Source organism: Rhodococcus opacus B4, from assembly GCF_000010805.1.
Taxonomy (GTDB): domain Bacteria; phylum Actinomycetota; class Actinomycetes; order Mycobacteriales; family Mycobacteriaceae; genus Rhodococcus_F; species Rhodococcus_F opacus_C.
The window spans coordinates 4,777,229-4,799,507 of sequence record NC_012522.1 but is presented as its reverse complement, the minus strand read 5'-3'; the positions used below and the strand labels follow the sequence as shown (position 1 = coordinate 4,799,507).

The 22,279-nt window shown below is 69.8% G+C and carries 23 protein-coding genes; 14 read left to right on the top strand and 9 right to left on the bottom strand.

Going from position 1 to position 22,279, the window contains the following annotated elements; all coding sequences use genetic code 11:
• Positions 1 to 6: 6 nt before the first annotated feature.
• The 3 genes from dmpG to ROP_RS22050 are packed head-to-tail and all read right to left on the bottom strand — an operon-like array spanning position 7 to position 2,769.
• On the bottom strand, positions 7 to 1,026 hold the full coding sequence (gene dmpG, locus ROP_RS22060; protein WP_012691621.1) for a 4-hydroxy-2-oxovalerate aldolase: 1,020 nt from the start codon (positions 1,024 to 1,026) through the stop codon (positions 7 to 9).
• Between the two features lie 44 nt (positions 1,027 to 1,070).
• Positions 1,071 to 1,973, bottom strand: a complete 903-nt coding sequence (locus tag ROP_RS22055) for an acetaldehyde dehydrogenase (acetylating) (RefSeq protein ID WP_012691620.1) — start codon at positions 1,971 to 1,973, stop codon at positions 1,071 to 1,073.
• A gap of 10 nt (positions 1,974 to 1,983) precedes the next feature.
• Positions 1,984 to 2,769, bottom strand: a complete 786-nt coding sequence (locus tag ROP_RS22050; protein ID WP_012691619.1) for a 2-keto-4-pentenoate hydratase — start codon at positions 2,767 to 2,769, stop codon at positions 1,984 to 1,986.
• 147 nt (positions 2,770 to 2,916) lie between these two features.
• Between ROP_RS22050 and kstD the strand changes: the two genes are divergently transcribed.
• The 3 genes from kstD to ROP_RS22035 all read left to right on the top strand — a co-directional run bounded on the left by kstD (position 2,917) and on the right by ROP_RS22035 (position 6,179).
• Complete coding sequence (gene kstD / locus ROP_RS22045; protein WP_080512581.1) at positions 2,917 to 4,623, top strand: 3-oxosteroid 1-dehydrogenase; 1,707 nt, start codon at positions 2,917 to 2,919, stop codon at positions 4,621 to 4,623.
• Entirely contained in the window at positions 4,613 to 5,479 is an 867-nt protein-coding gene (locus tag ROP_RS22040) for a MaoC/PaaZ C-terminal domain-containing protein (RefSeq protein ID WP_012691617.1), read from the top strand. The genes kstD and ROP_RS22040 overlap by 11 nt, the downstream gene beginning before the upstream one ends.
• A gap of 199 nt (positions 5,480 to 5,678) precedes the next feature.
• Positions 5,679 to 6,179 carry a C40 family peptidase gene (locus ROP_RS22035; RefSeq protein WP_012691616.1) on the top strand — a complete coding sequence of 167 codons (501 nt, stop codon included), beginning with the start codon at positions 5,679 to 5,681 and terminating at the stop codon, positions 6,177 to 6,179.
• Here ROP_RS22035 and ROP_RS22030 read toward each other — a convergent pair.
• The 5 genes from ROP_RS22030 to ROP_RS22010 are packed head-to-tail and all read right to left on the bottom strand — an operon-like array spanning position 6,158 to position 10,116.
• Entirely contained in the window at positions 6,158 to 6,487 is a 330-nt protein-coding gene (locus tag ROP_RS22030) for a hypothetical protein (RefSeq protein ID WP_012691615.1), read from the bottom strand. The two genes, ROP_RS22035 and ROP_RS22030, sit on opposite strands and share 22 nt — an antisense overlap.
• Complete coding sequence (locus tag ROP_RS22025) at positions 6,484 to 7,728, bottom strand: DUF58 domain-containing protein (protein WP_012691614.1); 1,245 nt, start codon at positions 7,726 to 7,728, stop codon at positions 6,484 to 6,486. The genes ROP_RS22030 and ROP_RS22025 overlap by 4 nt, the downstream gene beginning before the upstream one ends.
• Positions 7,725 to 8,681, bottom strand: a complete 957-nt coding sequence (locus ROP_RS22020; RefSeq protein WP_012691613.1) for an AAA family ATPase — start codon at positions 8,679 to 8,681, stop codon at positions 7,725 to 7,727. Before ROP_RS22020 ends, ROP_RS22025 begins: the two co-directional genes overlap by 4 nt.
• Entirely contained in the window at positions 8,678 to 9,160 is a 483-nt protein-coding gene (locus ROP_RS22015) for a hypothetical protein (RefSeq protein WP_012691612.1), read from the bottom strand. The genes ROP_RS22020 and ROP_RS22015 overlap by 4 nt, the downstream gene beginning before the upstream one ends.
• Positions 9,142 to 10,116, bottom strand: a complete 975-nt coding sequence (locus ROP_RS22010) for a DUF4129 domain-containing protein (RefSeq protein ID WP_043825126.1) — start codon at positions 10,114 to 10,116, stop codon at positions 9,142 to 9,144. The genes ROP_RS22015 and ROP_RS22010 overlap by 19 nt, the downstream gene beginning before the upstream one ends.
• 115 nt (positions 10,117 to 10,231) lie before the next feature.
• Between ROP_RS22010 and ROP_RS22005 the strand changes: the two genes are divergently transcribed.
• Positions 10,232 to 11,548 (top strand): TrpB-like pyridoxal phosphate-dependent enzyme, encoded by a 1,317-nt coding sequence (locus ROP_RS22005; protein WP_043826744.1) that lies wholly within the window; start codon positions 10,232 to 10,234, stop codon positions 11,546 to 11,548.
• Here the strand turns inward: ROP_RS22005 and zapE are convergent.
• Entirely contained in the window at positions 11,490 to 12,530 is a 1,041-nt protein-coding gene (gene zapE / locus ROP_RS22000) for a cell division protein ZapE (protein WP_231868964.1), read from the bottom strand. The genes ROP_RS22005 and zapE overlap by 59 nt on opposite strands.
• Before the next feature lie 128 nt (positions 12,531 to 12,658).
• Between zapE and ROP_RS21995 the strand changes: the two genes are divergently transcribed.
• From ROP_RS21995 to ROP_RS21950, 10 genes are all read left to right on the top strand, one after another.
• Positions 12,659 to 13,906, top strand: a complete 1,248-nt coding sequence (locus ROP_RS21995; protein ID WP_050785222.1) for a DUF6986 family protein — start codon at positions 12,659 to 12,661, stop codon at positions 13,904 to 13,906.
• A gap of 87 nt (positions 13,907 to 13,993) precedes the next feature.
• Positions 13,994 to 14,989, top strand: a complete 996-nt coding sequence (alc, locus tag ROP_RS21990) for an allantoicase (RefSeq protein ID WP_012691607.1) — start codon at positions 13,994 to 13,996, stop codon at positions 14,987 to 14,989.
• Entirely contained in the window at positions 14,986 to 15,918 is a 933-nt protein-coding gene (puuE, locus tag ROP_RS21985; protein WP_012691606.1) for an allantoinase PuuE, read from the top strand. The genes alc and puuE overlap by 4 nt, the downstream gene beginning before the upstream one ends.
• An 11-nt stretch (positions 15,919 to 15,929) precedes the next feature.
• Positions 15,930 to 16,643, top strand: a complete 714-nt coding sequence (locus ROP_RS21980; RefSeq protein ID WP_012691605.1) for a GntR family transcriptional regulator — start codon at positions 15,930 to 15,932, stop codon at positions 16,641 to 16,643.
• A 179-nt stretch (positions 16,644 to 16,822) separates the two neighbouring features.
• A complete protein-coding gene (locus ROP_RS21975) occupies positions 16,823 to 18,361 on the top strand; it encodes an NCS1 family nucleobase:cation symporter-1 (RefSeq protein ID WP_012691604.1) in 1,539 nt (512 codons plus the stop codon).
• Positions 18,362 to 18,371: 10 nt separating this feature from the next.
• On the top strand, positions 18,372 to 19,100 hold the full coding sequence (locus tag ROP_RS21970) for an aspartate/glutamate racemase family protein (RefSeq protein ID WP_012691603.1): 729 nt from the start codon (positions 18,372 to 18,374) through the stop codon (positions 19,098 to 19,100).
• Between the two features lie 63 nt (positions 19,101 to 19,163).
• A complete protein-coding gene (gene uraD / locus ROP_RS21965) occupies positions 19,164 to 19,667 on the top strand; it encodes a 2-oxo-4-hydroxy-4-carboxy-5-ureidoimidazoline decarboxylase (RefSeq protein WP_012691602.1) in 504 nt (167 codons plus the stop codon).
• A complete protein-coding gene (uraH, locus tag ROP_RS21960) occupies positions 19,667 to 19,996 on the top strand; it encodes a hydroxyisourate hydrolase (RefSeq protein WP_012691601.1) in 330 nt (109 codons plus the stop codon). The genes uraD and uraH overlap by 1 nt, the downstream gene beginning before the upstream one ends.
• 3 nt (positions 19,997 to 19,999) lie before the next feature.
• Positions 20,000 to 20,911 carry a factor-independent urate hydroxylase gene (gene pucL, locus ROP_RS21955; protein WP_012691600.1) on the top strand — a complete coding sequence of 304 codons (912 nt, stop codon included), beginning with the start codon at positions 20,000 to 20,002 and terminating at the stop codon, positions 20,909 to 20,911.
• A complete protein-coding gene (locus ROP_RS21950) occupies positions 20,911 to 22,278 on the top strand; it encodes an 8-oxoguanine deaminase (protein ID WP_012691599.1) in 1,368 nt (455 codons plus the stop codon). The genes pucL and ROP_RS21950 overlap by 1 nt, the downstream gene beginning before the upstream one ends.
• Position 22,279: the final 1 nt, after the last annotated feature.

The following is a 22,279-nucleotide window of genomic DNA, read 5'->3' as shown; positions in this document are numbered from 1 at the left end:
AAGTACTCACAGGTGCTCGCGTTGCAGTTCGAGGGCAATGTCGATCAGCTGGTCTTCCTGGCCGCCGACGAGTTTGCGCTTGCCCGCGCGGACGAGGAGTTCGGCCGACGAGACGCCGTACCGTTCGGCCTGGCGTTCGGCGTGCTTGAGGAAGCTCGAGTAGACGCCGGCGTACCCCATCATCAGCGCCTGCCGGTCGAGGAGGCATTCGGCGGGCATCGCCGGACGCACCACGTCCTCGGCGGCGTCGGCGATCGCGAAGAAGTCGATGCCCGTCTTGACGCCGATCTTGTCGCACACGCCGACGAACGCCTCGACCGGTGCGTTTCCGGCCCCGGCCCCGAATCGCCGTGTGCTGCCGTCGATCTGCTTGGCACCCGCCCGGACCGCGGCGATGGAGTTCGCCACACCGAGGCCGAGGTTCTCGTGCCCGTGGAAACCCACCTGGGCGTCGGCGCCGAGTTCCTGGACCAGCGCCTCGACGCGGTCGGACACCTGTTCGAGCACGAGCGCGCCCGCGGAGTCGACGACGTACACGCACTGGCAGCCCGCGTCGGCCATGATCCGGGCCTGCCGGGCCAGCTTCTCCGGCGGAATCGAATGCGCCATCATCAGGAAGCCGACGGTCTCGAGACCGCGGTCGCGGGCCAGGCCGAAGTGCTGGATGGACACGTCCGCCTCGGTGCAGTGCGTGGCGATGCGGCAGATCGACGCGCCGTTGTCCTGGGCGACGATGATGTCGTCCTTGATGCCCAGCCCCGGCAGCATCAGGAACGCGATCTTCGCGTTCCTCGCCGTGTCGACGGCGATCGAGATGAGTTCCTGCTCCGGCACCTTCGAGAACCCGTAATTGAACGAAGACCCACCGAGTCCGTCGCCATGCGTCACCTCGATGACCGGGACCCCGGCGCTGTCGAGGGCGCCGACGATGGCCCGGACCTCGTCACCGGTGAACTGGTGCCGCTTGTGATGCGAACCGTCCCGCAGGGAGGTGTCGGTGACGCGGATGTCCCAGCTGCTGCTCATATTTCCCGTCGCTCCGCTCGCCCCGTCGAAATCGACCATCGTGCTCATGCCTCCACACTCAGGAGTTTCTGGGCGATCTCCTCGCCCACCTTGGTTGCCGCCGCGGTCATGATGTCGAGGTTGCCCGCGTACGGCGGCAGGAAGTCGCCCGCACCCTCGACCTCGACGAACGTCGTGACCGTCGCCTGCCCGCCCGACACGACGCTCGGGTCGTCGAACTGCGGTTCGTTGAGCAATCGGTAGCCGGGGACGTACTGCTGGATGTCGGCGACCACGCGGTGGATGGAATCGGTGATGGCGGCGCGGTCGGCGTCCTCGGGGATCGCGCAGAAGATCGTGTCGCGCATGATCATCGGCGGGTCGGCGGGGTTGAGGATGATGATGGCCTTGCCGCGCTGCGCACCGCCGATGGTTTCGATGCCGCGGCTGGTGGTCTTGGTGAACTCGTCGATGTTGGCGCGGGTGCCCGGGCCCGCGGAGACGGACGCGACCGATGCGACGATCTCGGCGTAGGGCACGTCGACGACGCGGGAGACCGCGTACACGATCGGGATCGTTGCCTGCCCGCCGCACGTGATCATGTTGACGTTGGGGGCGCCGAGGTGTTCGCGCAGGTTGGCGGGCGGGACCACGGCCGGTCCGACGGCGGCGGGGGTGAGGTCGACGGCGCGGATGCCCGCGGCCTCGTACCGCGGTGCGGAATCCCGGTGCACGTGCGCCGACGTCGCCTCGAAGACGAGGTCGGGCTTCTCCGGCTGGTTCAGCAACCAGCCGACACCCTCGGCGGACGTCTCCAGTCCCATCGTTCGGGCCCGGGCCAGGCCTTCGCTCTCGGGGTCGATCCCGATCATCCACCGGGGTTCGAGCCACTCGGATCGCTGCAGCTTGTAGAGCAGGTCGGTGCTGATGTTGCCCGAGCCGACGATCGCCACGCTTGCCTTGGTCATGAACAGACTCCTACTTGAACTGCAGGGATACGGTGCCGAGCCCACTGAACTCGGCGCGGAAGTGATCGCCCGGGTGCGCGTCGATGGCGCGGGTGCAGGAGCCGGGCAGCACGATGTCGCCGGCCTTCAACCGGACGCCGAAGCTCTCGACCTTCTGCGCGAGCCAGGCGACGGCGGTCACCGGGTTGCCGAGCACCGCGTCGCTGCGGCCCTCGGCCTTGGTCTCGCCGTTGCTCGTCAGGACGGCGTCGATGGCCTTGATGTCGATGTCGGCCGGCCGTACCCGGTTCTTACCGAGCACGAAGCCGGCGGACGACGCGTTGTCGGCGATCGTGTCCGGCAGGGTGATCTTCCAGTCGGTGATCCGGCTGTCGATCAGTTCGATGGACGGCGCGAACGCCACCGTGGCGTCGAGGACGTCCTGTTCGGTGCAGCCTGCGCCGGGGAGGTCGGCGCCAAGCACGAACGCGACCTCCACCTCGACGCGCGGGAAGCAGAACCGGGCGGTGTCGACGGGCTGGTCCTCGAACACCTCCATGTCGGCGAGTAGGTGGCCGTAGTCGGGTTCGTCGACGCCCATCATCTGCTGCATGGCGAGGGAGGACAGGCCCACCTTGTGCCCGACGACCTTCGCGCCGTCCTGCAGCCGGCGGCGGATGTTGATGAGCTGGATCTCGTAGGCGTCGACGACGTCGATGTCGGGATGGTCCGCGGTCAGGGGGCCGATGGGGGCCCGGCCGCGCTCCGCGGCGTCGAGCCGATCCGCCAACTCGGTGCGTAGCTGCGTCGAGAGCATGGTGTGAGGCCTTCCCTGAAGTTCGTGTGCGTGCGCACGCCCACCGGTTTCCACTGCAACGTGTTTCGTTCTTCTTCGTTGACGTCAGTAATACTTCCTGGCAGAAACGATGGACTGACAACCCCATCATTCTATAACGTGTTCTACATGAGCAAGCACGAATACGACATCGTGGTCGTCGGTAGTGGTGCCGGTGGAATGACCGCGGCCCTCACCGCGGCCCACAAGGGACTCAGCGTCGTCATCCTCGAAAAGGCAGCGCACTTCGGTGGCTCCACCGCGCGCTCCGGCGGTGGCGTCTGGATCCCGAACAACGAGGCGCTGATCGCCGCCGGCGTCGAGGACACCACCGACGCCGCGCGGACCTACCTCCACAGCATCATCGGCGACGTCGTCCCGAAGGACCGGATCGACGCCTACATCGACCGCGGCCCCGAGATGCTGTCGTTCGTGCTGAAGAACAGCCCGCTGAAACTGCAGTGGGTGCCCGAATACTCGGACTACTATCCCGAGGCCCCCGGCGGTCGGCTCGGCGGGCGGTCCGTCGAGCCGACCCCGTTCGACGGCCGGAAACTCGGCGCCGACCTCGCGAAGCTCGAACCCGATTACGTCAAGGCCCCGTCGAATTTCGTGATCACCCAAGCGGATTACCGCTGGCTGAATCTCCTGATGCGCAACCCGCGCGGTCCGCTGCGGGCCGCCCGCGTCGGGCTCCGGTTCCTCGGCGCCAAACTCACCGGCAAGCGCCTGCTCGTCCGCGGTCAGGCGCTCGTCGCCGGACTGCAGGCCGGACTGAAGGCCGCCGGCGTCCCGATCCTGCTCGACACCCCGCTCACCGACCTGTACGTGGAGGACGGCGTGATCCGCGGAGTCACCGCCACGGTCGACAGTCAGCCGCAGGTGTTCCGCGCGCGCCGCGGCGTGGTGATCGCGTCGGGCGGATTCGAGCACAACGACGAGGCCCGCAAGAAGTACCAGCGGGCGCCGATCGGCACCGAGTGGACCGTCGGCGCGAAGGCCAACACGGGCGACGGCATCTGGGCGGGCGAAAAGCTCGGTGCCGCGCTCGATCTGATGGAGGACGCCTGGTGGGGTCCGTCCATCCCGCTCACCGGCGGACCGTGGTTCGCGCTGTCCGAGCGGAGCCTGCCCGGCTGCATCATGATCAACGAGTCCGGCCGGCGCTTCGTCAACGAATCGGCGCCGTACGTCGAGGCGACGCACGCGATGTACGGCGGGACATACGGCCAGGGCGACGGACCGGGCGAGAACGTCCCGTGCTGGCTCGTCCTCGACCAGCGGTACCGCGACCGGTACGCGTTCGCCGGCGTCACCCCCCGTTCCCCGTTCCCCGGCCGCTGGCTGAAGGCCGGTGTCGTCGTCAAGGCAGGCACCGTCGCCGAGTTGGCCGGAAAGATCGGCGTCCCTGTCGACGCCCTCACCGAAACGGTCTCGCGTTTCAACACTTTCGCGAGGAACGGCAGGGACGAGGACTTCGGCCGCGGCGAGAGCGGCTACGACCACTACTACGGGGACCCCCGCAACAAGCCGAACCCGAGCCTCGGCGCTCTCGAGAAGGCACCGTTCTTCGCCGTCAAGATGGTTCCGGGCGACCTCGGCACCAAGGGCGGTCTCCGCACCGACCGCCACGCCCGCGTGCTCCGGGAAGACGGCAGCACCATCGAGAACCTCTATGCGGTGGGCAATGCCAGCGGCCCGGTGATGGGCCACACCTACGCGGGCCCCGGCGCGACCATCGGCCCGGCAATGACATTCGGCTACCTCGCCGTCCTCGACATCCTCGCGAAAGCCGACCAGACCGAGCTGACCGGAGACGCCACCAATGCCCATTGATCCGGACATCGCCATCGGGGCCGAACTGCCCGCTCAGGAGTTCTCCTGGACCAGTTCCGACGTGCAGCACTACCACCTCGCTCTCGGCGCCGGGTCGCGCCCGCTCGACGAGAAGGAATTGCGCTACCTGACGGACGGGACGCCGCAGGTACTCCCCACGTTCGCCACGGTCGCCGCGAACTTCCATGCCACCGAGGCGCCGAGCGTATCGTTCCCGGGAGTCGAGATCGACCTCGCCAAGGTGGTCCACGGCAGCCAGGACGTGACCGTGCACCGGCCGATTCCGCCGGAGGGCAAGGCCCGCACCACCACCCGCATCGCCGAGGTGTGGGACAAGGGCAAGGCCGCCGTCATCGTGCAGGAATCGGCGACCACCGACCTCGACGGCACTCCCCTGTGGACCGGGCGGTCGTCCATCTTCGCCCGCGGCGAAGGCGGTTTCGGCGGCGAGCGCGGACCGTCGACATCCGTCACATTGCCCGACCGGCCGGCCGACGCCGAGGTCGACACCCTCGTCCTGCCGCAGCAGGCGCTGCTCTACCGGATGTGCGGCGACCGCAACCCCCTGCATTCCGACCCGAAGTTCGCTTCCGCCGCAGGGTTTCCCGCCCCCATCCTGCACGGCCTGTGCACCTACGGAATGGTGTGCAAGGCGGCCGTGGACGCGGTCCTCGACGCGGACGTGTCGCAGGTCGCGGGGTTCCGGGTCCGGTTCGCAGGCGTGGTGTTCCCCGGCGAGACACTGCACACCCGGATCTGGAAGGACGAGGGCAGACTCCTCATCTCCGCGACGGTCCCCGAGCGCGACGACGCCCCGGCCCTGGCCGACGTGGTGCTGACACTGGCACAGGGGTGACAGTTACCGAAATTTGACCGAATCCGCCCAGTTCGGGCGGGATGTTCGCAATTACCAGGCACGACACCGCAACACTTTGTACGCTTTCCGTGACCTCATCGAGACGTGTCAACCGATGGTCGGGGCGGTTCCACGGCTCTTCACGAGCAGTAGCGAACAAAGGGGGGACCTCGTGTCCCAGCGCAGTCCTCTCCGTCCCGTGCGCCGTGCCGCCGTTGCCGGTGCTCTCGCGTTCTGTGCGACCGCTCTCGTCGCACTACCCGCCAATGCCGCACCGGTGGCCGGCAGTTCCGACAGCGGCAGCACGGGCGGCAGTTCGATGGGCTCCTCCGTCCTCCCGACGCCCATCCCCACTCCGACCGGGCTGGCCGCGCTCGCGGCCGCGACGACGCAGACGGGCAAGCCCTACCTGTGGGGTGGGACGGGTCCGGACGCGTGGGACTGCTCGGGTCTCGTGCAATGGGCATTCCGGCAGGCGGGGGTGAATCTGCCGCGCACCACCTGGGAGCAGGCCGAGGTCGGTGCCCCCATTCCACTGTGGGCGCTGGCTCCCGGCGACATCGTGGTGCTCAACGACGACGCGTCGCACATCGGTATCTACGCGGGCTTCGGTCAGGTCTTCAACGCATACGGACGCGGCGTGCCGGTCGGGCTGGCGCCGCTGTCGCAGTTCCACATCTACGGCATCCGGCGGTTCTGACGGTCGGGGGCGGTGCGTCCGCCGACGTACGGCCACACCGCGGCGACGAACAGTCCCACCACCGCGACCGGCCCGAGCAGAGACGCCCACGCGGGCAGGTCCGGCAGTGCCGCTGCCAGAACGGCCGCGGCGCCGGCGGCGACCGCCCCCAGCAGTAGCGTCGGGATTCCCCGCGCCGGGCCGGCGTAGGCGACGAGCAGCAGCGCCGTCGCCGCGACCCCGGCCGCAGCCGCCGCGCGCGCGGACGCGTCGCCCAGGACGAGCGCGACCATCGCCCCCTGCACCGCGAGCACCGCAACCCATCTCATCGGCGTGCCCCCGACGGTCGACGACCGCGATCGGCGAGGGTCAGCGCCAGGTCCAGCGCGGAATCGTCGTCCCACGCCACCACCGGGACCCCGAGTACCCCCATGTTCCGGTACATGTTCCGGCGTTCGAGCCGCCACATCCGCCCGGTCATCGGGTCGAGTTCGTGCTCGAACGGCGGGCCGCGGAGGACGTCGACGGCCACGACGACGTGCCCTCGGCGCCTCAATTCCAGCAGCGACAGCGCGAAGCCGGTGTCCAGCATGGTGGAGAACGCGATGACCACCGCCCGAGGCGGCAGCGCGACCCGCGGGACCAGTGTGCCTTCCGCGGCTCCGCCGACCTCGTGCACGGAGGTGCCGCCGGCGTCGAGGACAGTGTCGAGGATCCGGTAGAACTGCCTGCGCCCGATGTCGGCGCCGAGCCATCGCAGCCGGAGCCCGTGGGCGACGACCCCGGCCCGGTCGCCGCGCTGCAGGGCCGCCTGCACCACCTGTGTCGCACCGCGCACGGTCCGCTGCAGGCTCTCCGACGCCGGTCCGGGCGCCTGCGGGGTGGTGTCGAGTACGGCGACGACGTCCGCGGCGCGGTCCATGATCCGTTCGGTCACGTGGAGCCTGCCGCGCCGGGCACTGACGGGCCAGTTGACGCTGCGCAGCGGATCGCCGGGGGCGTGCGGCCGGATGTCGCCGAACTCGACGCCCGAACCGAATCGGCGGGTGCTGTGCGCGCCGATCCGGTCCGGAAGCGGGGCGTGCGGAAGCGGAGTCGGCATCGGCGGTGCGAGCGGAAAGATCCGCAATTCGGTGACGGGGACCCGCGCCGTCGCCGTCAGCAGACCGCCGCCCGCGCGTGCCGTGACGATCAGGGCGGGATCGTATCGACCCCACCGGTCCGCCGACAGCAGGTACTCGCCGTCGCCGGCCTGCTCGACCGTGTAGCTGTCGGACGGTGCCGGGGTCACCGCGAGTTCCGCCGCACCGCCGCACGCTCTCACGTCCACCGAGAACCGGGCGGACTCGGATTCGAAGCACCGCAGCACGTCGCCCGACGTCTCGACCCGCACACGTGTGGCCGGTCGCGGCAACCACCTCAGTGCACCGAGCGCGCCCAGCATCGGGGCGGCGAACGCCATCAGTTCCCACCACCGCCCCACGACCGCGGCGGTCAGTGCCACGGCCGCACACGTCGTGAGTGCGAGCGCTGCCGGCGACGCCCGCCACGTGAGCGGATGCTCCGTCATCGCGCCCTCGGCGCGGGCAGGCGGCGCAGCAGTTCGGCGAGGACGTCGTCGCTGCGGATGCGGCGCACCCACATCTCCGGGCGCAGGCTGATGCGGTGCGCGACAGCGGGAACGGCCAGCGCCTTGATGTCCTCGGGGATGACGAAGTCGCGGCCGGCGAGGAGGGCGCGGGCCCGCGCCAACTGGACGAGATCGAGTTCGGCGCGGGGGCTGGCCCCCACCTCGACCTGCGGGTGATGCCGGGTGGCGTTCGCGAGCGCGACGACGTACCCGAGGACGTCGTGATGCACGCTGACCTGTTCGAGCGATTCGCGCATCGCCAGGAGGTCGGCGGCATCGACCACCTGCTGGACGACGGCGGCGGCGGATCCCCGATCGAGCCGTCGGCGCAGCATCTCGTGCTCGTCGGTCTCGGTGAGGTACCCCAGTCGCAGGCGGAGCGCGAACCGGTCGAGCTGCGCCTCGGGCAGCGGGTAGGTGCCCTCGTATTCGATGGGATTGTCGGTGGCGAGTACGACGAAGGGACGCGGCAGCATTCGGGTGGTGCCGTCGACGCTGACCTGCCCCTCGGCCATGGCCTCGAGCAACGCGGCCTGGGTCTTGGGCGGGGTTCGGTTGATCTCGTCGGCGAGGAGCAGGTTGGTGAAGATCGGGCCCGGACGGAACTCGAACCGCCCCGACGGCATGTCGTAGATGGTGGCGCCGAGCAGGTCGGCGGGCAGCAGGTCGGGGGTGAACTGGACCCGCGTGAAGTCGAGCCCGAGCGCGGCGGCGAAAGAGCGCGCCACCAACGTCTTTCCGAGTCCGGGCAGGTCCTCGATGAGCACGTGCCCGCCCGCGAGCACGGCGAGCAGGATCGACGTGAGTTCGTCGTGCTTGCCGACCACCGCCCGTTCGACCTCCGCCAGCACCGCGTGGGCGCGCGCGGTGGTGACCTCGGCGGGCATCGTCACAGCTGCTCCAGTCGTTGCAGGATCCGGTCGAGGACGTCCCGGCCCGGACCGGGCTCCGTCCTGTCGAAGCGCCGCACGCCGTCGGGATCGACCCACCGCCACAGGTCGCCGAAGAACACCTCGCCCGCCGCTGCGGTGTCGGCGGGATCGAGTCCCTGCCGCTGTCCGGTCGACTGCTGGAATTCGCGCGCCAGCAGCGGACGCAGATGGTGATCCCAGTCGCCGCGCGTGCCGTCCGCCCAGCTGATCAGCGATTCCGTCCGCGCCATCCAACGGGCCGCCGCCTCGGCCCGTTCCGCTTCCGGACCGGACGTTTCGGCGTCGGCGTCTGCGGGTGCCATCCGTCGTCGAATCTCGAACAGCACCAGCGCGGTCACCGCTCCCGCGATCAGCACCGCGGCAGCGTACCGGCCCGCGGCCACCAGCGGAACCTCCACAGCCAGTACCGCTCCGACACCGATTACCGCGACGGCGAGCATGCGTCGCTCCCCACGTCTTCGAGCACGCGCCGCAGCAGATCCGCGGCCTCGTCACGGTGATGTTCACCCATCGGATGCAGGCTGAACCGTGCCTCCGAGAACAGGCGCACCAGTGGTGCCGCCGCCTCGAAGCGCAGCGCTCCGAGTTGGACTGCGCGAGCGAGCACTTCGGATGGCGTGTCCGAATCCCGCGGCTCGGCGCCCGGCGCCGCCCGCAACGCGTCCTCCATCGCCGCGTAGCTGGCAATGATGGCCTCGCGCGGCGGCAGACCGGGGGCCACGACCACGGCGAGACCTTCCTCCGCGGCCCGGGCCAACGATTGCGTGCCGGCCGGAGCGTCGGGGGAACTCGCCGCCGTCCAGGCGCCGACCCGGGATCTGAGGGGACGCCGGGCCACGGCACCGAGGATCAGCACCGTCACCAGGATCGGACCGACAATCGCTGCCGCGGTCCACAATTCCGCGAGGTCCTCGCGGGTCTCCGCGACCGTGTCGGGCGGCGGGGCCGGCTCGGTGGACACCACCTCGCCGGTTCGGTCGTCCCCCTCGTCTGCGGCCTGGCTGGTCGTCGCCCGCTGACGGTCGAGAGGCTCGTCGCCACGGACGGATCCGAGGAGGAACGCCGCGGCCACGACAAGGGAGGCGAACACCGCCCACCCGACCACGTGCCTGCGGGAGACCGACGACCCGGCGTTCCCGGTCGACCCGACCGTCGGCGGGTCGGGGGCGACCCGGGGCCGGCCACCACGGACGGCCGACGCGAGCGCAATGGCCGCGACGACGACGGCGATCGCCGAGAGCACGACCAACGCCCGCGTCGCCCCCGCACTCGGCTCCGCCGCAGTGGCGGGGGTGTCGGGTGCGGGGACCGCCCTGACCACAAGGGTGGCCGTCACGACGGCCGCCAGCAGGGCGACCGTGTGGACGATCCTGCTCATCACCCGACGGTCCGGCATCCTCACTCCCGAGTTGCCCCTCCATCGTGACACGCGGAGACCGGGAAAATCACTCGTTCACGGCCGCGGACGGCGCAGCATGTTCTCCGGCGCACCATCCACGAAGGAGAGTTACTTGACGATGTCCCCGGCAACCGGAGCAGAATTGGCTCGTTCATTGGAACCTCTGGGGGTTGCGATTCCCTCGGCCGTTCCCACGCATTGGTACAACCTGGCGGCCGATCTTCCGGAACCCGTTCCGCCGCATCTGCATCCCGGGACGCGGGAGCCGCTGGGACCGGAAGACCTGGCGCCGCTGTTTCCGGCGAGCCTGATCGAGCAGGAGGTCGCGACCGACCGCTACATCGAGATCCCCGAAACGGTGCGGGAGATCTACGGCATGTGGCGTCCGTCGCCGCTGGTGCGCGCGCATCGGCTCGAGCGGGTGCTCGGCACCCCGGCGCGGATCTACTACAAGTACGAGGGCGTGAGCCCGGTCGGCTCGCACAAGCCGAATACGGCTGTCGCGCAGGCCTACTACAACGCCCTCGAGGGCACCACCAAGCTCACCACCGAGACCGGCGCGGGCCAGTGGGGCGCGTCGCTGTCGTTCGCCGGTGCGCTGCTCGGTCTCGACGTCGAGGTGTGGCAGGTCCGCGCGTCCTACGACGCGAAGCCCTACCGCCGGCTCCAGATGGAGGCGTACGGCGGCATCTGCCATCCGTCCCCGTCCGACCTCACCGAGGCGGGCCGCGCGATTCTCGCCGAGCACCCCGACACGACGGGTTCGCTGGGGATGGCGATCAGCGAGGCCGTCGAAGTGGCCGCGAACGACCCCCGCGCGCACTACTCGCTGGGCAGCGTCCTCAACCACGTCATGCTCCACCAGACCGTGATCGGCCAGGAGGCGATGGCCCAGCTCGAGGATGCAGGCGAACCGATCGCGCACACGGTATTCGGTTGCGCCGGAGGCGGTTCCAATCTCGCCGGCCTGACCTTCCCGTTCCTTGGCCGCAACCTGCGCGAGGGCGCCACCACCCGCCTCATCGCGTGTGAACCGGCGGCCTGCCCGTCGCTCACGCAGGGCGAGTACCGCTACGACTTCGGCGACGTCGCGGGCCTCACGCCACTGTTGAAGATGTACACGCTGGGCAACGACTTCGTACCGCCTGCGATCCATGCAGGCGGTCTGCGGTACCACGGCATGTCGCCGATGGTCTCGCACGCCGTCGCCCTCGGACTGATGGAGGCCACCGCGATCGAGCAGGACGACGCTCTCACCGCGGGATTGCTGTTCGCCCGCGCCGAAGGCATCATCCCCGCGCCGGAGTCCACGCACGGCGTGGCCGCGGCCATCGCGCACGCCCGCACGGTCACCGAACCGGAGGTCGTGGTCATCGGACTGTCCGGCAACGGCCAGCTGGATCTGCCCGCGTACAGCCGGTACGTCTGATCGACACACCCCCGCCGAGGCAGACCCCCTGGTCTGTCTCGGCGGTCACCGGCGCAGCGTCGACAACCGGGCTGACCAGGCGATCGACGTCGAGTGTGCCCGCGAGTCCGGTGAACATCTCCTCCCACCGTGCGTCCGCCACGACGGTCAGCGCGGTGCCGCCGTCGTACAGCACGTCGACGACGTTCGCGAAGCGTCGCAGGGTCTGCGCGCCGGCCTCCCGCAGCCGGGGCACGCCGATGAGCACCCAGTGGCCGAACCGTTCGGACAGGTCGAGGTAGTCGGCGGGCGCGGTCGGGGTGCCGCACAGCGCCGCGAACTCGAACCAGACCGTCCGGTCACGTACCGCCGCGGCCGTCACGGTGCGTGTGCCGACGGACACGACGACCCGCTCCGACGGGGCCGGAACCTCGATGTCGGTCGCGGGGACGAACCGGCCGGCGGCGAACCCGGTCTCCGGCGTGGTCGCGGTGCGGTAGTCAACGGGACCGCCCACCCGCACGACGGTCAGATTCCGTTCGAGCACGGTGATCGTCGGCGCGAACAGGTGATGGAACAGCGGGTTGGGCAGCAGACCCTCGGGCGGATAGTTCGACGTGACCACCAGCGTGATGCCGCGAGCGAACAGCGCCTCCAGCAGCCGCGCGACCAGCATCGCGTCCCCGACGTCGTGGAGGTGGAACTCGTCGAAGCACAGTAGCCGGACGTCCCCGAGCGCCGCGTCGATCGCGAGGTCGATGGACCCCAGCGTGTGTGCGTCGGCGTGGAGGCGGCGGAAGAACGCGTGGAAGTGCACGCGCCGGCTCGGGACCTCCGAGGCCGCGTGGAAGCGATCCATCAGCCACGTCTTGCCACGTCCCACAGGCCCCCAGAGATACACGCCGCGAACCCCGGGCCTGCCCTGCGCCAGGCCGTCGGCGGTCTCGTCCAGGACGGCCACGGCCGAGCGCTGCGCTTCGTCCAGCAGAACCTCTACCTCCACGGGAGGAGACACTACGAACGGAGAGTCTCGGGCGACAAGCCGATGTGAGGAGGAAGACTGCGCGGCGCGAGGGCCCGAACCTGGCAGACGAGGCGACGGGAATCCCGCATTTCTGCGAAGATCGTGACGTGAACCCCCAGTACCTCAGCCGTCTCCCGGACAGCGGTTTCGACCGCGTCGACGCACTCCTCACACCCGTCGACAGCGACCTCGCGGCGGCCTTTCCGGGTGATCGGCAGCAACCGCAGCCCATCCACACCGTCTACGTGAGCGCGGCGGACTCCGGCCCGGACACCCCGAGGGTGTGGGGCGAGCAGGCTGTCGAACTGCTGGACAGGTACACCGGCGCGTTGTCCGAAATCGGCACGACCGGTGCGCTTCCCGACGTGCGCGCGACGCTCGAGCGCTGCCCGATCCAGGATCTGCGGATCGACTTCGAGGACGGCTACGGCTGGCGGAGCGACGACGTCGAGGACGCGGCCGCGCTGGAGACGGGTCGCACGCTGCGACAGCTCTCGTCCGCCCCGTCGGGCCCGCGGTCGCTGGGTATCCGCGCGAAGGGGCTGGCGCCGCACGAGCGCCGCCGCGGCATCCGGACGCTCGAACTGGTCCTCGAAGGCGCGGGTGGGGTTCCCGACGGCTTCGTGTTCACCGTGCCGAAACTGCGTGCGGCCCAGCAGGTCACCGCCGTCGTCGCGCTGTGTGAGGAACTGGAGAGCGCGTACGGGCTCCCCGACGGGTCGCTGCGCTTCGAGTTGCAGATCGAGAGCCCGCAGGCCGTCCTCGGGCCGGACGGCACCGTGACCGTCGCGAAGGCGATCCAGCTCGCCGAGGGGCGCTGCACCGGATTGCACTACGGCACTTACGACTACAGCGCGGCTTGCGGGATCGCCTCCCGATTCCAGTCGCTCGAGCACCCGGTGGCCGACCACGCCAAGTCCGTGATGCTGGTGGCCGCGGCCCAGACCGGGGTGTGGGTGTGCGACGGGTCCACCCAGGTGGTCCCGCAGGGCAGCGACGAGGAGATCCGCGCCGCGCTCGCCCGGCACTACCGGCTCGTCACCCGGTCGCTCGAACGCGGGTACTACCAGGGGTGGGACATGCATCCCGGGCATCTGATCACCCGCTGGCTCGCGACGTTCGACTTCTACCGCGACGCGCTGCCCGCCGCGGCCACCCGTCTGCAGGCCTACCTCGACCGCCAGGGCGGCGGGGTGATGGACGAGCCGGCCACCGCGCAGGCTCTCGCGACGGTGGTGCTGCGGGGGCTGGCGTGCGGCGCGTTCGACGAGGACGCGGTCCGCGCGCAGGCGCCCGGATGCACGGTGGACACGCTGCGCGACCTCCTCACCCGGGCGGTGGTTCCCGAGAGCTGAGCGCCTCCCCGCGTCCGGCAGACCACCCGCACCACCCCTCCGAGGTCCTACACTTGGCCCACGCCCGATCAGGAGGTAGCAGCACCCGTGACCCCGAACGCCTTGACCCCGCCCAGCTTCCGGAGTCTTCCGGACCTGGCCGTACGCACACTCGGCGGCGCCGTCGTGTGGGCCAACGACGAGTTGTTCGCCGAGCGGGAGAACCTCATCCGCCCCACGGCCGCCGTGTACCAGCCGGCGACGTTCGGCCACAAGGGTCAGGTGTACGACGGCTGGGAGACCCGCCGCCGCCGGGTGGCGGGCACGGACGAGGCAATCGTCCGGCTCGGGGTTCCGGGCGTGGTGCGCGGCGTCGTGGTCGATACCGCCTGGTTCAAGGGGAACTATCCGCCGGAGATCTCGGTGCAGGCGGCGTCCGTCGACGGCTACCCGTCCGCCGAGGAACTGGTCGGCGCCGACTGGACCACGATCGTCGAGCGCAGCCCCGTCGAGGGTGACACCGAGAATCCGTTCGCGGTCGACTCCGGCGCTCGGTGGACGCACGTGAAGCTCACGATGCACCCGGACGGCGGCGTCGCCCGCCTGCGGGTGCACGGCGAGGGCCGCCCCGACCCGCGTTTTCTCGATGCGGGCCCCGTCGATCTCGCGGCGCTCGAGAACGGTGCCCGAGTCACGTCCTGTTCCAACATGTTCTACGGATCGCCGCAGAACATGCTGCTCCCCGGCCTCGCCCGGGTGATGGGCGACGGCTGGGAAACGTCCCGCCGCCGCGACGACGGCAACGACTGGGTCGAGATCCGGCTCGCCGCCCAGGGCACGGTGTCGCTGGCCGAGATCGACACGTCGTACTTCCTGGGCAACGCCCCAGGTGAGGCGAGCCTGCTCGGACGGGACGGGGACGGCGAGTGGGTGGAATTGCTCCCGCGGACGCGTCTGCAGCCCGACACGAGGCACCGCTTCGTCATCGACGGTGATCGGCCCGTCACGGACGCCCGGCTCGACATCTTCCCGGACGGCGGCATGGCGCGGTTGCGGTTGTGGGGTTCCCTGACCGAGGCGGGTCGGGCAGGCTTGGAATCATGACCCACGGTTTCGACACCAACTACCCTCGTGACCTGGTCGGATACGGGCAGCACCCGCCCGATCCGCAGTGGCCGGGCGGGGCGAAGATCGCCGTCCAGTTCGTCCTCAACTACGAGGAGGGCGCCGAGAACAACGTCCTCCACGGCGACCAGGGCTCGGAGACGTTCCTGTCGGAGATGGTCGGTGCGCAGGCGTTTCCGAACCGGCACATGAGCATGGAATCGATCTACGAATACGGTTCCCGCGCCGGACTGTGGCGGGTGCTCCGGGCGTTCGAGCGGCGCGGGCTGCCGCTGACGATCTTCGCGGTAGCCAAGGCGATGCAGCGGAACCCGGAGGCCGTCAGCGCCTTTCGCGAACTCGGCCACGAGATCGCCTGCCACGGTCTGTGGTGGAAGTCGTACCAGCTCTCCGACGAGGACGCCGAGCGCAGAGACCTGGCCGAGGCGGTGGACATCCTGCGGGATCTCACCGGCGAGGCCCCGCTGGGCTGGTACACCGGCCGCGACTCCCCGCTCACCCGGAAACTGGTGGTCGAGCACGGCGGCTTCGAGTACGACTCCGACTCGTACGCCGACGACCTGCCGTACTGGGTGAAGGTCGACGCCCCCGGGAAAGGCCTCGTCGACCACCTGGTGGTGCCGTACACCCTCGACACCAACGACATGCGGTTCGCGTCCCCCGGCGGTTTCCCGAGCGGCGAGCAGTTCTTCGCGCACCTGCGGGACGCGTTCGACGTCCTGTACGCGGAGGGGACGGCCGGGGCGCCGAAGATGCTGTCCGTGGGCCTGCACTGCCGCATCGTCGGCAGGCCCGCCCGCACGGCGGCGCTGGAGCGCTTCCTCGACCACGTGCAGTCCCACGACGGCGTCTGGGTCGCCCGGCGCATCGAGATCGCCCGCCACTGGCGCGCCGTCCACCCCGCCTGAGGACGGCCCCGATGCCCCCGCGACGACCGTCGCTGCTGGTCACGAACCTGGCCAACCGGGATCCCGGCAGCTCTCAGACCGTGATCCTGGAGGAACTGCGCCGGGTGATCCTCAGCGGCGGCGCCCCGCCGGGCACCCCGATCCCGGTGGACGAGGTGGCCGAGCACTTCGGTGTCAGCCGGATCCCGATCCGGGAGTCGCTGAAGACACTGATCGGCGAGGGCCTCGTCGATCACCGAGCCAACTCCGGGTACACGGTCGCCCGGCTGACCGTGGACGAACTCGAGGAGCTCTACCTGGTGCGGGGCGTCCTCGAGTCGGCGGCGCACTCGGTGGCGATCACCCTCGCCGACCAGGCCGACGACACGAGGGCCAGGGAGACGTACGCGGCACTCGACCGGTCGGTTCTCGAGGACGACCTGACCGCGTACCACCGGGAGAGCCGCAACTTCCACCTCGCCCTCGCGTCACCGTGCCGGATGCAGCGGCTGCTGCACATGTTCGAGGCGGCGTGGAACATCACCGAGCCGGTGCAGCCGATGTCGCAGGTGGGGACGCCGGAGCGGCTGCGGCTGCACCTCGGGCACCGCGACATGCTCGCGGCGTTCCTCGCCCGGGACGCCGCGGCGCTGAAGGCGGCCACCGATCGGCACAACGAACAACTCGACACGGTGATCGCGGCCCTGCCCACGGACACCGGAATCTTCCGGGACACGCCCGGGTAGGCACTCCGGCAAGATATATTCTCGGCCCGCTCGGGCGCCCCCGAGAATATATCTTCGCCGTCACAGTCAGGAAATATCCGAAAACTACTTTTGCTCCCAGCGCTTCGGTGGTGTGCTTTTCACCGGGGCACCCTCACGTCGAAGCAGTCTTTTTCCGGACTGCACCAGGGAGCAAAACGATGACTCAGACAGCGTCCTCCCCCGAAGGGGAAACCGTTCCCGGTGCACACCTGGCCGGCGCCGGACTGATCAAGCCCGGCTATCACCCGCGACTGACCAACGACGACCTCGCGCCGCTGAAGACCCAGTCGTGGTCGTCGTACAACATCTTCGCGTTCTGGATGTCCGACGTGCACAGCGTCGGCGGGTACGTCACCGCGGGCAGCCTGTTCGCGCTCGGACTGACCAGCTGGCAGGTCCTCGTGGCCCTGGTGGTCGGCATCGCGATCGTCAACGTGTTCGCGAACCTGGTGGCCAAGCCCAGCCAGGTCGCCGGTGTCCCCTACCCGGTCATGTGCCGCAGCGCCTTCGGCGTGCTGGGGGCGAACGTCCCGGCCGTCATCCGCGGCCTCATCGCGGTGGCGTGGTACGGAATCCAGACCTACCTGGCGTCGCACGCGTTCGTGATCCTCGGCCTGAAGATCTGGCCCGGCCTCGCGCCCTGGGCGGACGTGCACGAGCACGGATTCCTCGGACTGTCGGCGCTCGGCTGGGCCGGGTTCATGACGATGTGGGTGCTGCAGGCGCTCGTCTTCTGGCGCGGCATGGAGAGCATCCGCAAGTTCATCGACTTCTGCGGCCCCGCGGTGTACGTCGTGATGCTGATGCTCGCCATCTACCTGATCAGCGAGGCCGGCTGGTCGAACATCAGCCTGAACCTCGGCGAGGTGAACTACACCGGATGGTCGGCAGTGCCCGTGGTGCTCGGCGCGATCGCCCTTGTCGTGTCGTACTTCTCGGGACCGATGCTCAACTTCGGCGACTTCTCCCGGTACGGAAAGACATTCGGCGCGGTCAAGCGCGGCAACTTCCTCGGCCTCCCGGTGAACTTCCTGTTCTTCTCGATCCTCACCGTCGTCACCGCGTCCGCGACCCTGCCCGTGTACGGCCGCCTGATCACCGACCCGGTCGAAACGGTCGCGCAGATGGACAACCTGTTCGCCGTCGTCCTCGGCCTGCTCACCTTCATCGTCGCCACCATCGGCATCAACATCGTCGCCAACTTCGTGTCCCCGGCCTTCGACTTCTCGCACGTCAGCCCGCAGCGCATCAGCTGGCGTACGGGCGGGATGATCGCCGCCGTCGGTTCGGTGCTGATCACCCCGTGGAACCTCTACAACAACCCCGAGGTCATCCACTACACGCTCGAAACGCTCGGCGCCTTCATCGGCCCGCTGTTCGGAATCCTCATCGCGGACTACTACCTGGTGCGCAGGCAGCGGGTGATCCTCGACGACATGTTCACCATGTCGCACGACGGAACATATTGGTATAGAAAGGGTTACAACCCCGCTGCGATCACCTCCACCGTCATCGGCGCGCTCGTCGCGATGATTCCGGTGATCCTCAAGGCACAGCCGTTCGGACTCGACGTGTGGGGCATGGCCGGCGCCGCCCAGTACTCGTGGTTCCTGGGCATGGGCATCGGATTCCTCTGTTACCTCGCGCTGTCCACCGGCGCGCGTCGTGCGCACCGCACCGCAACGGTCGAGGCGTAGGTCGGGGAACGTGCACATCAAGATCGTCAATCCCAACACCACCCGGGCGATGACCGACAAGATCGGCGACTGCGCCCGCTCCGTCGCCGGGCCGGGGACGCTCGTCGAGGCCGTGAGCCCGCAGATGGGCCCCGCCTCGATCGAGAGTCACTACGACGAAGCACTCAGCGTCCCCGGACTTCTCGAGGAGATCGCACGCGGCGAGGAGGCCCGCGTGGACGGGTACGTAATCGCCTGCTTCGGCGACCCGGGCCTCGACGCGGCCCGCGAACTGGCCTCCGGCCCCGTCCTCGGCATCGCCGAGGCGGCCATGCACACCGCGAGCTTCCTGGGCCGCGGGTTCAGCGTCGTCACGACACTGGCGCGCACCCGGGGGCGGGCGTGGGAACTCGCCGAACGGTATGGCATGCAACGCTTCTGCCTCGGCGTGCACGCGTGCGAGATCGCGGTCCTCGACCTCGACCGCGACCCGGACGCGGTGAAGGTGATCACCGAGGCGTGCCGCGCCGCCCTCGACCGGGACGGTTCCGACGCGATCGTACTGGGCTGCGCGGGCATGGCCGACCTGTGCGCCGTCATCTCCGCGGAACTCGGGGTGCCGGTGGTCGACGGCGTGGCGGCGGCCACCCTCATGGTGCAGTCCCTCGTGACGCTCGGACTGCGGACCGGTGCACGCGGCGAGTTCGCGGCTCCCCTGCCGAAGAAGTACAGCGGACTGCTCGAAGGTTTCGGTCGCTGACCCGACCCGTGCGCCATAGTGGTAGCCGGAGGTACCGAAAAGGCGCACGAGCGAGGAGCCCTCATGACCGAACCGCCCGGCCTGATCGCATTCAACGCGCTGAGCGACGCGCGGGCCGTCGACCTGCTCGTGCAGTGCTGCTCGTCGACAGCATGGGCGCGACGGGTGGCCGCCGCCCGGCCGTTCCCGTCCGCCGACGCGCTGCACACCGCCGCCGAGAACGCACTCGCCGACCTGACCGAGCCCGAGGTCGACGCGGCCCTGGCCGGGCATCCGCGAATCGGCGACCGCGCCGACAACCCGTCGTCCGCGCGCGAGCAGTCGGCGGTCGCGTCCGCCGACGACGAGATCCGCGCACGCCTGCGGGCGGGTAACGAGGAGTACGAGCAGAAGTTCGGGCACGTCTACCTGGTGTGCGCGTCCGGTCGGTCGGCGCAGGAACTGCTCGACGTGCTGCACGCGCGTCTCGGCAACGACGCCGCGACGGAACGCAGGATCCTGCGGACCGAACTGGCCGCCATCAACCGGTTGCGCCTGGACCGCCTTCTCGGCGAGAACGGAGACTGATGTCCAAGATCCTGAGCACCCACGTACTCGACGCCACCGACGGCACACCCGCCGCCGGGGTGCGGGTGGAACTGGTGTCCCCCGACGGCGGCGTCCTCGCGAGCGCGGTGACCGATTCGGACGGCCGCGTCGCCGAGATCGCGCCGGAGGGTCTGCCCGCGGCGACGTATTCGCTGGTCTTCGCGACCGGTGAGTATTTCGCCGCCCGCGGCCGGGAGACGTTCTACCCGGAGGTGACCGTCACGTTCGTCCTCGACGACCCCCAGCGCGGGTACCACGTCCCGTTGCTGTTGTCCCCGTTCGCCTATTCCACCTACCGCGGGAGCTGAAGAATGACCGACCTCACCGGCGCCATCGTTCTGGGCGACAACCAGTACGGCAAGGCCGAGAACCGAATCGTGCGGATCTACCGCGACACCCCCCGGCACGAGATTCGGGACGTGAGCGTGTCGACGTGCCTGCGCGGCGACTTCTCAGCGGCGCACCTCGCCGGCGACCAGAGTTCGGTGCTGCCCACCGACACCCAGAAGCAGACGGCGTACTCCTACGCGAAGGAGAAGGGACTCGACTCCATCGAGGAGTACGGACTGACGCTGGCCCGGCACTTCGTGGACGACGTGGCCCCGGTCGCAGGTGCTCGCATCGAGATCGAGGAGTACGCGTGGCAGCGGGCGGTGGTCGACGGAGCGGAACACGACCACACCTGGGTGCGCAAGGGCGAGGAGGTGCGCACCGCGGCGATCACCGTCGACGCCGACGGCACGTGGGTGGTCGGCGGTCTGAAGGACCTGGTGATCCTCAAGTCCACGGGCAGCGAGTTCTTCGGATTCCTGAAGGACGAGTACACGATTCTCGAGGAGACCCACGACCGGGTGATGGCGACGTCGCTCGTCGTGCAGTGGCGGTTCGTCTCCACCGACGTGGACTGGAACAGTGTGTACGCCGGAATCAAGGAGCAGATCGTCGCGACGTTCGCGACCGTCCATTCGCTCGCCCTGCAGCAGACGCTGTACGAAATCGGCAAGGCGATCCTGGAGCGTTACCCCGTGCTCGCGGAGGTGCGCCTGTCGGCCCCGAACAAGCACCACTTCGCCCACGACCTCGCGCGTTTCGGCGTCGAGAACGACAACGAGGTCTTCCACGCCGCCGACCGCCCGTACGGCCTGATCCAGGCCACGGTGCAGCGGTCCGACGCACCCGGCGCCGGCCCCGCGTGGTCCGCGTACGCGGGGTGGCTCAGCTGATGAACGCCGGCCCCGGCACGGTCGTCGTCTCCGGCGCCTACGTCGCCACGGTCGACGCCGTGGGCACCGAGCATCCGGACGGCTACGTGGTGGTGCGGGGCAACCGCATCGTCGACGTCGGTGCCGGTCCCGCCCCGGTGATCGAGGGCGCACGGGTCGTCGACGGACGCGGCTGCCTGCTGACACCCGGACTGGTGAACACCCACCATCACCTGTACCAGTGGATCACCCGCGGACTCGCCGCCGACGACACCCTGTTCGGCTGGCTGACCACCCTCTATCCGATCTGGGCGGGCATCGACGCCGACGCCGTCCGGACCGCGGCCACCGGCGGTCTCGCCTGGCTGGCGAAGCACGGGTGCACGACCACCACCGACCACCATTACGTCGTGCCGCGCGACGGCGGCGACGTGTTCGGCGCCGAGATCGAGGCCGCCCGGACCGTCGGGCTGCGGTTCCACCCCAGCCGGGGGTCGATGGACCTCGGCCACAGTCGGGGCGGGTTGCCACCCGACTCGGTCGTGGAGCGTCTCGACGACGTCCTGACGGGCACCCAGGACCTCATCGACCGCTGGCACGACCCTTCGCCCGACTCGATGCTGAGGGTCGCGGTGGCGCCCTGCTCCCCGTTCTCCGTCACCGCCGACCTGCTGACCGGGGCCGCGGCCCTCGCCCGGTCCGCCGGCGTGCGACTGCACACCCACCTCGCGGAAACCGTTGACGAGCAGGACTTCTGTCTCGACCGGCTCGGCTGCACCCCGGTGCAGTACATGGAGCAACTCGGCTGGGTGGGACCCGACGTCTGGTACGCCCATGCCGTCCACCTCGACGACGTCGCGATCACCACCCTGGCCGGCACCGGGACGGGCGTCGCCCACTGCCCCACGTCCAATGCCCGTCTCGGCGCCGGCATCGCCCGGGCCCGGGACCTCCACGCGGCCGGAGTCCCGCTGGGGCTCGGAGTCGACGGCGCCGCCAGCAACGAGGCGTGCAACATGCTCGAGGAGGCTCGTCACGCCGTGCTGTTCGCCCGGGCCCGCGGCGGCCCGGCGGCGATGACGGTGCGCACCGCCCTCGAACTCGCCACCCGCGGCGGGGCCCGGGTGCTCGGCCGGGACGACGAACTCGGCTCCCTCGAACCCGGCAAACTGGCCGATCTCGCGCTGTGGCGGGTCGACACCCTCGCACATTCCGGTATCACCGACCCGGTGGCGGCTGTGGTCCTCGGCGCCACTCCGCCGCTGGAGTTGCTTCTGGTAAACGGGCGGGCGGTCGTCGAGCGTGGAAGAGTGATCACCGTGAACGAGGACGACGTCGCCACCGAGGTCGAGCGGGCCCATCGCGCCCTGGTGCGCAAGGCGGGCTGAC

Coding starts and splice junctions, on each gene's coding strand:
- dmpG (WP_012691621.1), bottom strand. CDS start 1,026: ATGAGCAGCAGCTGGGACATCCGCGTCACCGACACCTCCCTGCGGGAC.
- ROP_RS22055 (WP_012691620.1), bottom strand. CDS start 1,973: ATGACCAAGGCAAGCGTGGCGATCGTCGGCTCGGGCAACATCAGCACC.
- ROP_RS22050 (WP_012691619.1), bottom strand. CDS start 2,769: ATGCTCTCGACGCAGCTACGCACCGAGTTGGCGGATCGGCTCGACGCC.
- kstD (WP_080512581.1), top strand. CDS start 2,917: ATGAGCAAGCACGAATACGACATCGTGGTCGTCGGTAGTGGTGCCGGT.
- ROP_RS22040 (WP_012691617.1), top strand. CDS start 4,613: ATGCCCATTGATCCGGACATCGCCATCGGGGCCGAACTGCCCGCTCAG.
- ROP_RS22030 (WP_012691615.1), bottom strand. CDS start 6,487: ATGAGATGGGTTGCGGTGCTCGCGGTGCAGGGGGCGATGGTCGCGCTC.
- ROP_RS22025 (WP_012691614.1), bottom strand. CDS start 7,728: ATGACGGAGCATCCGCTCACGTGGCGGGCGTCGCCGGCAGCGCTCGCA.
- ROP_RS22015 (WP_012691612.1), bottom strand. CDS start 9,160: ATGCTCGCCGTCGCGGTAATCGGTGTCGGAGCGGTACTGGCTGTGGAG.
- ROP_RS22010 (WP_043825126.1), bottom strand. CDS start 10,116: ATGCCGGACCGTCGGGTGATGAGCAGGATCGTCCACACGGTCGCCCTG.
- puuE (WP_012691606.1), top strand. CDS start 14,986: ATGACCCACGGTTTCGACACCAACTACCCTCGTGACCTGGTCGGATAC.
- ROP_RS21980 (WP_012691605.1), top strand. CDS start 15,930: ATGCCCCCGCGACGACCGTCGCTGCTGGTCACGAACCTGGCCAACCGG.
- ROP_RS21975 (WP_012691604.1), top strand. CDS start 16,823: ATGACTCAGACAGCGTCCTCCCCCGAAGGGGAAACCGTTCCCGGTGCA.
- uraD (WP_012691602.1), top strand. CDS start 19,164: ATGACCGAACCGCCCGGCCTGATCGCATTCAACGCGCTGAGCGACGCG.
- uraH (WP_012691601.1), top strand. CDS start 19,667: ATGTCCAAGATCCTGAGCACCCACGTACTCGACGCCACCGACGGCACA.
- pucL (WP_012691600.1), top strand. CDS start 20,000: ATGACCGACCTCACCGGCGCCATCGTTCTGGGCGACAACCAGTACGGC.
- ROP_RS21950 (WP_012691599.1), top strand. CDS start 20,911: ATGAACGCCGGCCCCGGCACGGTCGTCGTCTCCGGCGCCTACGTCGCC.